The 12,950-nt window shown below is 55.8% G+C and carries 16 protein-coding genes; 14 read left to right on the top strand and 2 right to left on the bottom strand.

Features of this window, described 5'->3' with window-relative positions:
- From HMPREF0178_RS02475 to HMPREF0178_RS22965, 3 genes are all read left to right on the top strand, one after another.
- Nucleotides 1-771: sulfide/dihydroorotate dehydrogenase-like FAD/NAD-binding protein (locus HMPREF0178_RS02475; protein ID WP_009378740.1), on the top strand; the 771-nt coding region annotated here is incomplete at its 5' end.
- Nucleotides 758-2,182, top strand: coding sequence for an NADPH-dependent glutamate synthase (gltA, locus tag HMPREF0178_RS02470; protein WP_009378739.1), 1,425 nt, complete (start codon nucleotides 758-760; stop codon nucleotides 2,180-2,182). The genes HMPREF0178_RS02475 and gltA, both read left to right, overlap by 14 nt.
- 100 nt (nucleotides 2,183-2,282) lie before the next feature.
- Nucleotides 2,283-2,546 (top strand): FeoB-associated Cys-rich membrane protein, encoded by a 264-nt coding sequence (locus tag HMPREF0178_RS22965; protein WP_039958488.1) that lies wholly within the window; start codon nucleotides 2,283-2,285, stop codon nucleotides 2,544-2,546.
- Nucleotides 2,547-2,927: 381 nt separating this feature from the next.
- Here HMPREF0178_RS22965 and HMPREF0178_RS02460 read toward each other — a convergent pair whose 3' ends face one another.
- On the bottom strand, nucleotides 2,928-4,259 hold the full coding sequence (locus HMPREF0178_RS02460) for a M23 family metallopeptidase (RefSeq protein ID WP_009378738.1): 1,332 nt from the start codon (nucleotides 4,257-4,259) through the stop codon (nucleotides 2,928-2,930).
- A gap of 62 nt (nucleotides 4,260-4,321) precedes the next feature.
- On the bottom strand, nucleotides 4,322-4,744 hold the full coding sequence (locus HMPREF0178_RS02455; RefSeq protein WP_009378737.1) for a CBS domain-containing protein: 423 nt from the start codon (nucleotides 4,742-4,744) through the stop codon (nucleotides 4,322-4,324).
- A 252-nt stretch (nucleotides 4,745-4,996) separates the two neighbouring features.
- On the opposite strand from HMPREF0178_RS02455, the gene HMPREF0178_RS02450 reads away from it, so the two are divergent.
- The 11 genes from HMPREF0178_RS02450 to HMPREF0178_RS02405 all read left to right on the top strand — a co-directional run.
- Nucleotides 4,997-5,659: a protein-L-isoaspartate(D-aspartate) O-methyltransferase gene (locus tag HMPREF0178_RS02450; protein WP_009378735.1), complete on the top strand. Its 663-nt coding sequence runs from the start codon at nucleotides 4,997-4,999 to the stop codon at nucleotides 5,657-5,659.
- A gap of 75 nt (nucleotides 5,660-5,734) precedes the next feature.
- The gene (locus tag HMPREF0178_RS02445) at nucleotides 5,735-6,589 is read left to right on the top strand and encodes an Mrp/NBP35 family ATP-binding protein (protein WP_005026679.1); all 855 of its coding nucleotides are present in this window, start codon (nucleotides 5,735-5,737) and stop codon (nucleotides 6,587-6,589) included.
- A gap of 193 nt (nucleotides 6,590-6,782) precedes the next feature.
- The gene (gene pgsA, locus HMPREF0178_RS02440) at nucleotides 6,783-7,337 is read left to right on the top strand and encodes a CDP-diacylglycerol--glycerol-3-phosphate 3-phosphatidyltransferase (RefSeq protein ID WP_009378733.1); all 555 of its coding nucleotides are present in this window, start codon (nucleotides 6,783-6,785) and stop codon (nucleotides 7,335-7,337) included.
- Entirely contained in the window at nucleotides 7,334-7,696 is a 363-nt protein-coding gene (locus HMPREF0178_RS02435; RefSeq protein WP_005026682.1) for a septum formation initiator family protein, read from the top strand. The genes pgsA and HMPREF0178_RS02435 overlap by 4 nt, the downstream gene beginning before the upstream one ends.
- Nucleotides 7,680-8,705 carry a lipopolysaccharide assembly protein LapB gene (locus HMPREF0178_RS02430; RefSeq protein WP_009378731.1) on the top strand — a complete coding sequence of 342 codons (1,026 nt, stop codon included), beginning with the start codon at nucleotides 7,680-7,682 and terminating at the stop codon, nucleotides 8,703-8,705. The genes HMPREF0178_RS02435 and HMPREF0178_RS02430 overlap by 17 nt, the downstream gene beginning before the upstream one ends.
- Before the next feature lie 26 nt (nucleotides 8,706-8,731).
- Complete coding sequence (locus tag HMPREF0178_RS20310; RefSeq protein WP_009378728.1) at nucleotides 8,732-9,109, top strand: hypothetical protein; 378 nt, start codon at nucleotides 8,732-8,734, stop codon at nucleotides 9,107-9,109.
- Entirely contained in the window at nucleotides 9,096-9,683 is a 588-nt protein-coding gene (locus tag HMPREF0178_RS20305; protein WP_050809244.1) for a hypothetical protein, read from the top strand. Before HMPREF0178_RS20310 ends, HMPREF0178_RS20305 begins: the two co-directional genes overlap by 14 nt.
- A 92-nt stretch (nucleotides 9,684-9,775) precedes the next feature.
- Nucleotides 9,776-10,780, top strand: coding sequence for a class 1 fructose-bisphosphatase (gene fbp / locus HMPREF0178_RS02420; RefSeq protein WP_009378719.1), 1,005 nt, complete (start codon nucleotides 9,776-9,778; stop codon nucleotides 10,778-10,780).
- Nucleotides 10,781-10,915: 135 nt separating this feature from the next.
- Nucleotides 10,916-12,004, top strand: coding sequence for a tRNA (adenosine(37)-N6)-threonylcarbamoyltransferase complex transferase subunit TsaD (gene tsaD, locus HMPREF0178_RS02415; RefSeq protein ID WP_009378717.1), 1,089 nt, complete (start codon nucleotides 10,916-10,918; stop codon nucleotides 12,002-12,004).
- A gap of 159 nt (nucleotides 12,005-12,163) precedes the next feature.
- Nucleotides 12,164-12,487 (top strand): thioredoxin, encoded by a 324-nt coding sequence (trxA, locus tag HMPREF0178_RS02410; RefSeq protein ID WP_005026689.1) that lies wholly within the window; start codon nucleotides 12,164-12,166, stop codon nucleotides 12,485-12,487.
- The coding region (locus HMPREF0178_RS02405) for an NAD(P)/FAD-dependent oxidoreductase (protein ID WP_009378715.1) at nucleotides 12,484-12,950 on the top strand (467 nt) is incomplete at its 3' end. The genes trxA and HMPREF0178_RS02405, both read left to right, overlap by 4 nt.

The raw sequence follows: 12,950 nt of genomic DNA, 5'->3' as shown, positions 1-12,950 counted from the left end.
GCCACGGCGAAGCCGGGGCACTTTGTCATGCTGCGCGTCAACGAGCAGGGGGAGCGCTTCCCTCTGACCATCGCTGATACGGATCCGGAAAAGGGAACGATCACCATCGTCTATCTGGTGATGGGCAAATCGACGATGATGCTGGAAGCGCTTTCCGAAGGCGACAGCATTCTTGACGTCGCCGGCCCGCTCGGGAAAGCCACGCATATCGTCAAGGGCGACAGCGTGATCTGTGTCGGTGGTGGCACGGGCATCGCCGCGATGCACCATATCGCCAAGGGCCACCACAAGGCCGGCAACTACGTGATCGCCATTATCGGCGCGCGCAGCAAGGATTTGCTCCTGTTTGAGAACGAGCTGAAATCCTTCTGTGACGAAGTGCTCATTTCGACGGATGACGGAAGCTATGGGCACAAGGGGTTTGTGACCGATCTTTTGAAGGACCGCCTTGAAAAAGACAAGAAGGTTCAGGAAGTCGTTGCCGTTGGTCCGGTGCCCATGATGCAAGCCGTAGCGGGCACGACGCTGCCCTTCGGCGTGGCCACGACCGTCAGCTTGAACTCGCTTATGGTGGACGGCATCGGGATGTGCGGCGCGTGCCGCGTGACGGTTGACGGGGAAACCAAGTTTACCTGTGTCGACGGCCCGGAATTTGATGGGCACAAAGTGGATTTCGCCGAACTGCGTCAGCGTTTGTCCGCCTTCCGGTCTCAGGAAAAGCAATCCATCGAACATCACGAGCACAGGTGCAGCTGCCATGACAAACACTGAGAATGTGAAGAAGCCTGCCAAGACGCCCCGCGTCGACATGCCCTGCCAGCCCGCTGCTGTGCGGGCGCACAATTTCAAGGAAGTCGCGCTCGGCTACTCGCTGGAACAGGCGCAGCTTGAAGCCAGCCGTTGCCTCCAGTGCAAGAATCCGCGCTGCCGCCAGGGGTGTCCGGTTGAAGTCCGTATTCCCGAATTTATCGCTCAGGTCGTCAAGGGTGACATGGCGGAAGCCTACCGTATCCTGAAGAGCACCAACAGCCTTCCCGCCGTGTGCGGTCGTGTGTGCCCGCAGGAAAACCAGTGTGAAGGCAAGTGCATCTTGGGCATCAAGGGCGAGCCGGTGGCTATTGGCCGTCTGGAACGCTTTGTCTCCGACAATGCCATGCATGATCCCTGCGTGGGCGTGTCCGATAACGACGCTTGCGCCGTCACCAATCCGGATTTGAGGGTTGCCTGTATCGGCTCCGGCCCGTCTTCCATCACTGTCGCTGGGTATCTCGCCGCGCGCGGGATCAAGGTAACGGTGTTTGAAGCGCTGCATGAAGCGGGTGGGGTGCTTATCTACGGCATCCCAGCCTTCCGTCTGCCCAAGGATGTCGTGGCTGCGGAACTTGATGGCCTGCGTCAGAACAACGTGGAGTTCCGTACCAACTGGGTCGGCGGCCGGACGGTTTCCGTTCAGCAGTTGTTCGATGAGGGCTACAAGGCCGTGTTCATCGGCGTGGGGGCGGGGCTGCCTCAATTCCTTGGTATTCCCGGAGAAAACCTCATCGGCGTGTTTTCCGCCAACGAGTACCTGACCCGCGTGAACCTCGGGCGTGCCTATGATTTCCCCAATTTCGACACGCCGACCTATCCCGGCAAGCATGTGACGGTATTCGGCGCCGGGAACGTGGCGATGGACGCCGCGCGTACGGCTCTGCGCCTCGGGGCGGAAAGTTCCACGATCATTTATCGCCGCTCGCGCGCTGAAATGCCCGCGCGTCATGAAGAGATCGAACACGCGGAAGAGGAAGGCGTAAAGCTTTTCGAGCTGGTGGGGCCGTTGCACTTCAACGCCAGCGAGAGCGGCGTTCTGAAGTCCGTGACTTTGCAGCGTATGGCGCTTGGTGAGCCCGATGCCTCCGGACGTCGCCGTCCTATGCCGATTGAAGGGGAGGTTTTTGAGCACGAGACGGATCTCGCGGTTGTGGCCGTGGGGACACGCTCCAACCCGATCCTGCTTGAAGCGACGCCTGGACTCGAACTCAACAAGCGCGGCTACATCGTCGTCAATGAAGAGACGGGCGAAACGTCCATTCCGAACGTCTTCGCCGGCGGCGATATTGTGACTGGTGCGGCCACGGTCATTTTGGCCATGGGAGCCGGGCGCAAGGCCGCTCAGGAGATCGCCAAGCGTCTGCTCGGCTGATGTCTTTTCACGATTCGTCTTGTGAAAGGGAAGGTTTCGGCCTTCCCTTTTTCTGTTTATTCTGTTCAATCGGTTCAGGAAACAGGAGAAATTGGAGTGTATGTCTGAAAAGCGGAGAAGCTGTATTGATTCTATACTTGACAAAGAATTTCAATATCATTATTTGTTGCTAACGAACGTGCAGCTGCACATCTCCTTGAGAATGATTGGAGGCAACTCGATGGATATACAGCTTGTTATTGTGAGCCTTATTGTTTTGGCTGCGGTGGGGTATATGGTCTGGCGCGCAAAGAAAGCTCGAAAGGGGCAGTGCTCTTGCGGATGTGGTGGTTGCGGAAAGAGTTGCAAGCCGAAGACGCTTTAACCTGTCCAAAGTAATTATTGGGGGGATACGCTCTGATAAACGTATGATAAACGCTTATTGTTTCGTATAGGGCTATCCTATTTCTTAGTGCGTAGCGATGTGAAGAATAGATTTTGGTGAAAATGCAAACGCCCTGCAACAACGAACTGTTGCAGGGCGTTTTGCTGTGTAAGGCGGCGTCTCCTTCGTTCTTTCTCATTATTTCCTCTTTGGAATCGCGTCATTTCAAGGGTAATCCGTGCCAGAAAAACTGTGAACAGACTTCGGTAAGCACACATTTGGGGAAAGGGAGGATGGGGCATGTAAACAGGTTTGGGGAAGGAGAATGTTTCTCTAGAAAAATTCTCCTTCCCCAAACCACGCTTTCAAGGCTAATCCGCTTTAATGTTCGGCCCCGGCGGCATCAAGCCGATCGGTAATGGTGTTTTTGATCCACTTGGGATCCAGCCAGTCAAGCGGCTGCACTTGGATGCCGTGCATGAGGATGCCGAAGTGCAGATGATCGCCGCCCGCAAGGCCGGTTGTACCGGTAAGTCCGATGATGTCTCCCTTTTTTACCGTAGCGCCGACGCTCGTCTGGATTTCACTCATATGGGAGTAGAGGGACTGCAAACCAAGCCCGTGGTCGACGATGACGAGATTGCCGAAAATACCGAGGGGCTCCGCAAAAACGACCTTGCCGTCATTCGCTGCGGGAATCGGCGCGTGGGCCACGGAAGCGAGATCCTGCCCCATATGCGTCTGCTCGTCGATTTTCGTCCCATTGTGCATATACGTGCGCTGATCGCCAAAAGACGCTCTGGAGGCCGACCCCGGCAGACGCTTGAAAGCGCCGCTCCACAACATGGTGGGCGAGGTATTTTTACCGATTTCCAACAGGGTTTTCTCATTGGAAATGCGCACTTCGTTGTTGATCTTCACATACCGTTCAAGGTTTGAGATGTCATCAGGAACCAGTTCCTTAAAAACATCCTCTTTGCTGTTCAGGAAATTGTCGCTGATATTGAGGGTATCCTTGCGGAAATTTCGTTCCCCGGCGTTGACGAGGACCCTGTTCCGGGATTCGTTTCCGGCAAGATCCCGGGTGAGCAGTTCCGGCGCAAACTTTCCTTTTGGGGTGTCCAGCGGGAAGGGGAAGAAGCAGTAGTACAGGCCGTTCGGCTGAAGGAAGGCCGGGAAGAACTGCTCGCCAAGCTGGACGCCGGTCATGCTGGCGTCTTCCGAAACGCTGTAGGCTATGGCTGTCACGCTGCCGCGGCGCAGGGCGGGGACCGTCGTTTTAATGCGGACCTTGGGCGGCTGCGTGTCCAATTGCATGTTCCACTTGCGCGTGGTCCCGTTCCCCTTGCCGAAGCTCATGAGGGAATTGTCACGCGCCGTGATTTCCAGTTCGAAGGCGCCGTCCCGCAGGCCCGCGTTCTTGAGGTTGAACGAAGTCGTTTGAACGGGGGCCGGCTCGCTGAATACTTTATCGAGAATAACCAGAGACTGATTATTGCGGTGGATGGTGACGACAACGGAGCGGACCCCGGATTTGGCGTCCGTAAGTTTGAGAGTGATCTCCTGCGTCGGCGAGATCCGCCCGGTATCGGGCGTCATGGTGACTTCAGGCCCGTCAAGGTCGTCCAGAAAGAGATAAATGCAAAAACCTAAGGCAGCTAGAATGAGCGTTACAAAGCCATAGCTGATGGTATTACGAATGATGCGACCCATTTTTTTTCCTTAAAGCGCGCTCGGTGATGAAGGGGGCTCCAGCGGGTTGATGTGATGGAAGATCAGGCGTCGTGCAGCAGCGCGATGGCCAGACGCAGGAAATCTGCTTCTGTAATGATGCCAACGAGTTTGTTGTCCCCATCGAGGACGGGCAAACAGCCGTACTTGTTCCGGTAGAGAATCTCCGCCGCTTCCCGGAGAAGGGTATCGGGCGAAACGGTCCTGACGTCGGTTTGCATGATGTCGCCGACCAAAATAGAGGATTCGATTTCTTCTTGCTCTTCCCGGTTGATTTCCGCAAGATGTGATACCGCATAGCCGAGGAGATCCCGGTGCGTGAGCAGGCCGACGAAACGGTCTCCATCTTCAGTCACGGGAATGTGGCGGATCTTGGCAAGCTGCATAAGGGAACGCACGTCTTGAAGGGTGTCCGTACGTCGAAGCGTAAACACTCTGCTCGTCATCAGGTCACTGACATAAATCATATTTGTTCTCCATAAAAAGGTGCAGCATGGTCCGGCAGAATGATGAGGATTCGTCGAAGCGCGAACCAGGGGGCCGTGCAAAATACCTGTTTGAGGCGATGGCGGGAGCTTGCATTCTTACGCAAGACGGTCATACTGTAAGAAAGCATTTTCGCACAGGGAAAGCGTCTAGGCAAGTGTCGGCCAACGCCTTCCGGTATGCTTTTGGAAGCCGTTCGGCGGATACTCGCAGTATTTTTTACTGGAACATTCATGACAGAACTCGGACAGCACAGGATTTTTCCCGACTTCAAACGCCAGCGCGCACGGATGGTCAAACTGCTTGAAGAGCAGGGCATCACGGATGAGGCTGTTCTTGCAGCTATGCGGACGGTCCGGCGTCATCTTTTTGTCCCCGAAGCCCTGCAAGGGAGGGCTTATGAGGATCACGCCCTGCCTATCGGGTTTGGGCAGACAATTTCACAGCCATACATCGTCGCGTTCATGTCACAGCTGCTTGAAGCAAAACCGGGAATGAAAGTGCTTGAAATCGGTACGGGATCCGGATATCAGGCGGCGGTGCTGCGTGAAATGGGGCTTGAAGTGTTTACGATAGAGCGTGTGCGGGAATTGTACGAGGCCGTACGGGAGCTTTTCCCGGAAGGAAGCCCGGGGATCCGCATGAAGCTCAGCGATGGGACCTTGGGCTGGCGGGTCCAGGCCCCTTTTGATCGCATCATCGTGACGGCGGGCGGGCCGAATTTACCGCTGCCGCTTCTTGAGCAATTGGCCGATCCCGGGATCATGGCTATCCCGGTGGGGCGGGCGCGCAGGGAGCAGAAGCTGCTCCGCGTATCCAAGCGTGAGGGCAGGGTAACGGCAAGGGCTTTCGGCAATGTCGCCTTTGTTGATCTTGTTGGGGATCATGGCTGGTAAGGTTTCTTTTCCCTGCCTTTTGTGGCAAACCGGGAAGGTCCTTTTAGGGGACTAACGTTTTTCAGGAGTCTTTTCATGTCGTCATGTTCCAATCAGGCCCCGCAGGGGCAGGCTACGATCCCCATGACCGCGGCCATGCAGAACAAAGTACTCACTCAAAATCTGAAGGATGTGCGCCACAAGCTGTTCGTCATGAGCGGCAAGGGGGGCGTGGGCAAGAGTTCCGTAACGGTCAATCTTGCCACTGCTCTGGCTTCGCGCGGTTTTACGGTCGGCATCCTTGATGTGGATATTCATGGGCCGAGCGTGCCCCGCCTGCTGGGGGCTTCCGCGTCCGTCATGGCTGACGAAAACGGCAAAATGCTGCCCGTTCCCTGCGGTGAGCGCATGTCGCTTATTTCCATGGATTCCTTCCTGAAGGATAAGGACACGGCGATCCTCTGGCGCGGCCCCAAGAAAACGGGGGCCATCAGACAGTTTTTGACCGACGTACAGTGGGGGGCTTTGGACTATCTGGTCATCGATTCCCCTCCCGGCACAGGTGATGAACATCTGACCGTGCTGGATGCCATCCCCGACGCTGGGTGTATCGTCGTGACCACGCCGCAGGAGATTTCCCTTGCCGACGTCCGCAAAGCGCTCGATTTCCTCAAGCAAGTACAGGCGCCTGTCCTTGGCATCGTCGAGAACATGAGCGGGTTGAGCTGTCCGCACTGCGGGAAGGAAATCGATCTGTTCAAGAAGGGCGGCGGGGAGCAGCTTGCGAAGCAATATGAGCTTCCGTTCCTTGGCGCCATTCCGTTGGATCCCGCTACGGTCATCGCTGCGGATCGGGGCGTGCCGGTTGTCTCCCTGACGGAAAACTCCCCGGCGCGTCAGGGGTTCATGGCCCTCGCGGACGCCGTTATCGCCGCGACCGAGGCCGAATAGGGACTTTCCGCACCCGATATGTTGCAAGGCGGATCAGGCCGCTCTGTCAGCCTGATCCGCCTGTTTTTATATTGCCTTGAACATGGGATAGTTATCCAAAGCAAAACCGCTGTGGCGGAGAATTCTGCTCTTTGCCTTTCACAATGGTTGTGCTATAGAAACCCAACAACTGTCGCCAAAAGCGGGTAATACTATGTTCAATTTGGCAAATCAGCTTACACTGGCCCGGATTTTTTTCGTCGTTCCTATCATTCTCCTGTTGTATTTTCCGGGGAAGATCACGTGCTTTCTTGCAGCGGTGCTTTTCGGCATCGCATCGCTCACCGATTTTCTTGATGGGCATATTGCCCGTAAGGGGAATATGGTTACGAGCTTCGGAAAGTTTCTGGACCCCCTTGCCGACAAGTTGCTTATCTGCTCCATCCTGATCATGTTCGTTGAGCTGGGGTGGGTTCCGGCGTGGGTGACTGTCGTCATCATTGGCCGGGAACTTGCCGTGACCGGCTTGCGCGCAATGGCCATTGATGAAGGCGTCGTCATTGCAGCGGACAAATACGGCAAGGTCAAAACCGTCATGCAGATCATCGCCATCGTTCCCCTCTTGCTCCATTATCCGCTTTTGGGCGTAAACGTGCATCTGATTGGAAATTTTCTGCTTTACATCGCCCTTGTGCTCACGATATTTTCCGGCCTGAATTACTTCTATAAGTTTTATGGCATCTGGCGGGAAAACGATCGGGCTGCATGATGAACGTACGAAGCACCGCAAATACATCTTCCAAAGCCACGCTTTGGAAAGTTTTTATTCTCATTCTGGCCATTATCGTCAACGTGGTTCTTGCCTCTCGTCTGTTGTGGGGGCCGCAGAGTCTCGTTTCGTATAGGGAGCTGGCTTCACAATACGCGGAACTGCTCAAGGAGCGCGACGGCTTTGATGTCGTTAATGCCGGGTTGAGCAGAGAAATCCGCCTCTTGCAGTCTGACGAGAAATATGTGGAAAAGATGATCCGGCAGCGGCTGAATTTCGTCCGGAGTAACGAAATTCTTTATCTTTTTACGGAAGATGCGAATGCGCGTGGAGCCCTGCCTCATGATGGAAAAAATTGAGTGGTATCAGGAAGTCCTCAAACTGGACCCTGATTCCAAGGTTTTTTTCCCGCTGGCGAAACTCCTGAGGGACTCGCAGCAGCCGGACAAGGCCATAGAGGTTTTGCGGGCGGGGCTACGGCATTCGTCTGTTTTTCTTGAAGCGCGTCTCCTGCTAATCCAAATTCTTTTCGAACAGTCGCGTGCCGGTGAGTGTTCTGAGGAACTTTCCACTGTAACGGGATTGCTGGAGCGCTACCCTGCCTTTTGGGAAGTGTGGGCTGAGTCCGTTTCGGAGAAAAACAGGGATCTGGCATTGGCCATCCGGCTGATGGCCTCGACTATACGCCACCCGGAACATTCTCTGAGTCTGATTTTAGAGAGTGGTTTGGGTATATTGCAGGACGTACGCCGCAGTTTTTCCTCTCCCCAATCAACCGAGGCTTGGGATTCCGAGCCCCCATGCGGTGTTTCCCACGAAGAAACGCTTTGCACGGTTACGCCCTCCGCGCAGGAACTTTCTTCTTCTTCTTCTTCTTCTTCTTCTTCTTGCACGGTACCCGTTGAGGAATCTTCCATTGCTGATGCGGAACTCCTAGAGAGTATGCTTGAGGAAAGCGCTCCTGTCCGAGAGCACCCTTCATGCGTGACGCCTTTTTTACCAAACAAAGCAAAATCAGTGCATTGGGTTGATCCTGATGAGGATTCAGACCTTATGGCTGACGAAAACCCTGAAGAGCCGACGCTGCGGACCCGTTCCATGGCTGACGTGCTCGCGGAGCAGGGGGACATTGTCGGTGCTCTTGAAATCTATCAGGAGCTTGAGGCCGCTGCGCCTACGCCGGAAGAAGCCAGAGAGCTGCACGATAGTGTCGCCGCATTGGTTTCCCGGATGGCCGGAAACGGTACGGAACCCGGAGAGCAGACGGAAATCGGAGAACCTTCGTATGGCGACGTGGGAGGGCAGAATCAGTTGATGTCCCTTCTGGAGTCGTTAGCGGATCGCCTCGAAGCACGGGCGCGCGTATAGCACGCCCGTTTACATTGGAGAGTTGTGTGTCCTTGCAGAGTTCCTTTATTACGACGGCCCTGATTGGCTCTTTGGTGTTCATCGGAGGCTGTTCCACGTTCGACAGCACATGGAAAAGCACCAAAGCTTTTTACGGTGAGTATATCAATCCCCCCGCCCAGATTGATTATGATGACAAAGGGGTATTGAATGACGCCGAAACGACGCTCGCCTCGCGCATGGTGGGCATAGACATCCAGCTTGAACAGCTCGAGCGGTATCTTCAGAACTCGGACAAGCCGCCGACGGGTGAATCCGTGGCGGTCCTTTTCCATCGCTTCCCGTGGCTCTCCGGCCTCGCGGCGGTGGACGCCAATGGCATGGTCCTCGCGCAGGAGCCCCCCGGCGGCCATGAAAGAGCTTGATTTTGCGAAGATGCTGGAGCAGAAAGCCAGAGGCAACGAGTTGCGGGGCCTTCGTGGTTTGGTTGAGGATACGCCGCTTGGGCCCGAAGTGCTGACCGGCATTCCCATCTATTCCGGTTCGGAAATGTTGGGATTGCTTGTGGCCCATTTTGACATGCGGTCGCTGCTCACTTATACCAGCGGCGCTGAGGATCTTGTTGTGTTGGCGCCACAGGGGGTTTTGTGGCCGGGTCGTTTCGCGGTTGACGCCACGCCGCTGACGGGGCAGGACTGGAGCGAACTCACAAAAGATTCCACACATGGTACGGTTTCCAACAAGACCGGATCGTTCATCTGGATGGTACGTTTCCTCGGGACGCAGCCGATTGTGTTTGCGACGCCTTCGGAAGGGCATTTCCCCGAACAGCCCGGGCAATTGGATGCGCTATCCCATCCGGCGGCCTTCAGTTCTCAGGGCATGATGGCTCCGGTCACGGAATCCCATGTCATCGAAGGCGGAGACAGCAGCATTCTGACAGCGCCGCTTCCCCCCATTAAGGGGTTGGGAATGGAGGAGTCAGCCATTTCGGATTGATCGAGGCGCGTACATGCCCGCTTTTGATGGTTATTCAAAGGCGATTTCTTGATTCACTTTCAGATCGTTCACAGGACCCATAAGGAGGGCTCATGTCTTCTGAAATCACCGTCACCGAACATTTGCTTCTGCAGCAGCAGAGGGCTCCGCAGGCGACGGGCCACTTTACTGCGTTGTTTCATGATCTTGTTCTTTCGGCCAAAATCATAGGCCGCAGCGTAAATAAGGCTGGTCTGCTTGATGTTCTTGGCGGCACCGGGGATATCAACGTTCAGGGTGAGAATGTCCAGAAGCTTGACGATTTTGCCAACAGGGTTCTTTTGTACCGGATGGAGCGTTCCGGTGTGTTGTGCGCCATAGCTTCCGAAGAGAATGCGGAACTGGTGCGCGTTTCGGCGGCATTCCCCCGCGGGGACTACATGCTGGTCTTTGACCCGCTGGATGGCTCCTCCAACATTGATGTGAACATCAACGTCGGGACCATTTTCTCCATCTTGCGCCGTAAGCCCGGCCGTACCGGTGAAGTGCAGCTTGATGAAATCCTCCAGCCCGGTTCCGAACAGGTAGCCGCCGGCTATTTCCTGTACGGCACTTCGACCATGCTGGTTTACACGACCGGTCAGGGCGTGCATGGGTTCACACTTGATCCGAGCGTGGGGGAATTCCTGCTGTCCCATCCCGATATCCGTATCCCCGAGACTGGAAGCATCTATTCGGTCAATGAGGGTAACTGGAATCACTGGGATGACAAGGCCCGTGCCGCGATCGACTACTTCAAGCATCCTGACGATCCGAATGCGACTCCCTGTTCCGCACGGTACGTCGGCTCACTGGTTGCCGACTTCCACCGTACGCTTCTGTACGGCGGCGTGTACATGTATCCGCCGGACAGCCGCAAGGGAAAGAGCCGTGGGAAGCTGCGGTACCTGTGCGAAGCCTCTCCGTTGGCTTTTGTGGCGGAAAACGCTGGTGGTGCCGCGACCGACGGCCACAACCGTATCCTGGACATCACGCCGACCACGCTGCATGAGCGGGTACCTCTGTTTATCGGGTCCCGCAAGGATGTTGAAGCGATCAACGCTATTTACAAGAAGTAAATCCGCGTATGGCCGGATGCGGTCCGGCGGCGTGATAGACGGACGATCGACCTCAGGGCGTGTTCACATGCCGAGAACGGGTCGATCGTTCGTTTATCAGGGATATCTTTTTTATATTGAACACGATGGGTTGTCATGCTTTGTCTTGGTATCGAAACATCTTGTGATGAAACGGCGCTGGCGCTGGTCAGAGACGGGAAGTGTGTGGAATCCGTGCTCGCCACGCAGATGGATGTGCACGCCCTGTTCGGGGGGGTCGTCCCGGAGATCGCGTCCCGTGAGCACTACCGTTTTTTGGGCGCATTGTATGATGAGTTGATGCGCCGCACGGGATTGACTCTCGCAGACGTGGACGTCGTAGCGGTGACCCGCGGTCCCGGGCTCCTTGGGGCCTTGCTTGTCGGCGTGGCCTTTGCAAAAGGGCTTTCTCTGGCGGGCAACAAACCGCTTATTGCCGTCAACCATCTCCATGCGCATTTGTTGGCCGTCGGCCTTGAGCATGAGTTGCGGTATCCGCTGCTCGGACTGCTTGTTTCCGGCGGGCATACCCATATTTACAGGATAGACGCTCCGGAGTCTCTGGAACTGCTCGGGCATACGCTTGATGACGCTGCCGGGGAAGCCTGCGACAAGTTCGCGAAGATGCTGGGGCTGCCATATCCCGGCGGGGTATTGCTGGATCGTCTCGCCCAGAGGGGGACTGCCGATGCCCATCTGTTCCCGCGTCCGTACACCCATGTGGATAATCTGGATTTCAGCTTCAGCGGATTGAAGACGGCCGCGCTGACGTATCTCAACGAACACCCCGTGCTCGTGGAGGAGGGCAGGCGTGTCCGCGAAGCCGGTACCGACTCGGCCTCTCCCGCACTGTGTGATGTCTGCGCATCCTATATGCTGGCTGTGGCTGAGACGCTGAGCCTCAAGATGGAGAAGGCGTTTCACCGCGAGCGGCAAAAAGGGATCACCGGGATCGTCGTCGCTGGCGGTGTGGCCGCCAATACGCAGGTTCGGGCCGCGATGCATGTCCTTGCCGAGAAAGTGGGCAAGCCGCTTTTGCTGCCATCGAGATTTCTGTGTACTGACAACGCCGTCATGATCGCACATGCGGGCGAATTGCTGGCCTGTAAGGGATACGGACAGGGGCTGGCGTTCCCAGCCATTCCTCGCGGGCAAAAACTCCCCGATGATCTTGGGGAGTTGCGTGTACCGTTGCACTCTCTATAAGCAGCTTGAGCCGTTTTTCTCATATAGTGAATCTTTTCCACAGCATCTTGACACCCTGGGATCTCGCACCTACAATTGCTACGTTGGAGGCACTGCCTTTTCGCGTAAAAAAGTGCACCAGTTTGTTTCTTAACAAGCAACTTTCGTAAGGAGTCGGTAATGGCTACCCAAGTGAATGATTCCAACTTTGATGCCGTTGTGTTGCAGTCCCAGCTTCCCGTTCTGGTTGACTTCTGGGCCCCTTGGTGCGGTCCTTGCCGTGCCATCGGCCCCATCATCGATGAACTCGCCAATGAATACGAAGGCAAGTTGTCCGTGGTCAAACTGAATGTGGATGAAAGCCCCTCGACCCCTGGCAAGTATGGGATTCGCGCCATTCCTACCCTTATTCTTTTTAAGAACGGTGAAGTTGTTGAGCAGGTTACCGGTGCTGTATCCAAGTCCAGCATCGCGACCATGATCGAACAAAAGGCTTTGGCATGAAGCATTACGACGCCATTGTCGTAGGCGGCGGCCCCGCAGGGATCACTGCCGCCCTTTATCTCTGCCGTTCCGGGATTTCCGTGGCCCAGATCGAAATGCTTGCTCCGGGGGGACAGATCCTCAAGACGGAAAGCATCGAGAACTACCCGGGATTCCCTAAAGGGATCAAGGGATGGGAGATGGCTGATGCGTTCGCTGCGCATCTGGATGACTACGAATTGGACCGGTATAATGATGCCGTCCTCAAGATGGAGCAGGTTCCCGGCGGCTGGTCATTCAGCGTAGGGAAAGAGACCATCGTAGGGAAAGCTGTCGTTATTTGCTCTGGTGCCAATCCCCGTCCTCTGGGGGTACCGCGCGAAACGGAGCTTACGGGGCGGGGCGTTTCTTATTGTGCCTTGTGCGACGGCAACTTCTTCCGCGATCAGGTTGTCGCCGTGGTTGGCGGAGGAAACTCCGCGCT

The sequence above is a fragment of the Bilophila sp. 4_1_30 genome, from assembly GCF_000224655.1.
Classification (GTDB): domain Bacteria; phylum Desulfobacterota; class Desulfovibrionia; order Desulfovibrionales; family Desulfovibrionaceae; genus Bilophila; species Bilophila wadsworthia.
This window is presented reverse-complemented; position numbering and strand designations above follow the sequence as displayed.

Coding starts and splice junctions, on each gene's coding strand:
- gltA (WP_009378739.1), top strand. CDS start 758: ATGACAAACACTGAGAATGTGAAGAAGCCTGCCAAGACGCCCCGCGTC.
- HMPREF0178_RS22965 (WP_039958488.1), top strand. CDS start 2,283: ATGTCTGAAAAGCGGAGAAGCTGTATTGATTCTATACTTGACAAAGAA.
- HMPREF0178_RS02460 (WP_009378738.1), bottom strand. CDS start 4,259: ATGGGTCGCATCATTCGTAATACCATCAGCTATGGCTTTGTAACGCTC.
- HMPREF0178_RS02455 (WP_009378737.1), bottom strand. CDS start 4,744: ATGATTTATGTCAGTGACCTGATGACGAGCAGAGTGTTTACGCTTCGA.
- HMPREF0178_RS02450 (WP_009378735.1), top strand. CDS start 4,997: ATGACAGAACTCGGACAGCACAGGATTTTTCCCGACTTCAAACGCCAG.
- HMPREF0178_RS02445 (WP_005026679.1), top strand. CDS start 5,735: ATGTCGTCATGTTCCAATCAGGCCCCGCAGGGGCAGGCTACGATCCCC.
- pgsA (WP_009378733.1), top strand. CDS start 6,783: ATGTTCAATTTGGCAAATCAGCTTACACTGGCCCGGATTTTTTTCGTC.
- HMPREF0178_RS02435 (WP_005026682.1), top strand. CDS start 7,334: ATGATGAACGTACGAAGCACCGCAAATACATCTTCCAAAGCCACGCTT.
- HMPREF0178_RS02430 (WP_009378731.1), top strand. CDS start 7,680: ATGATGGAAAAAATTGAGTGGTATCAGGAAGTCCTCAAACTGGACCCT.
- HMPREF0178_RS20305 (WP_050809244.1), top strand. CDS start 9,096: ATGAAAGAGCTTGATTTTGCGAAGATGCTGGAGCAGAAAGCCAGAGGC.
- fbp (WP_009378719.1), top strand. CDS start 9,776: ATGTCTTCTGAAATCACCGTCACCGAACATTTGCTTCTGCAGCAGCAG.
- tsaD (WP_009378717.1), top strand. CDS start 10,916: ATGCTTTGTCTTGGTATCGAAACATCTTGTGATGAAACGGCGCTGGCG.
- trxA (WP_005026689.1), top strand. CDS start 12,164: ATGGCTACCCAAGTGAATGATTCCAACTTTGATGCCGTTGTGTTGCAG.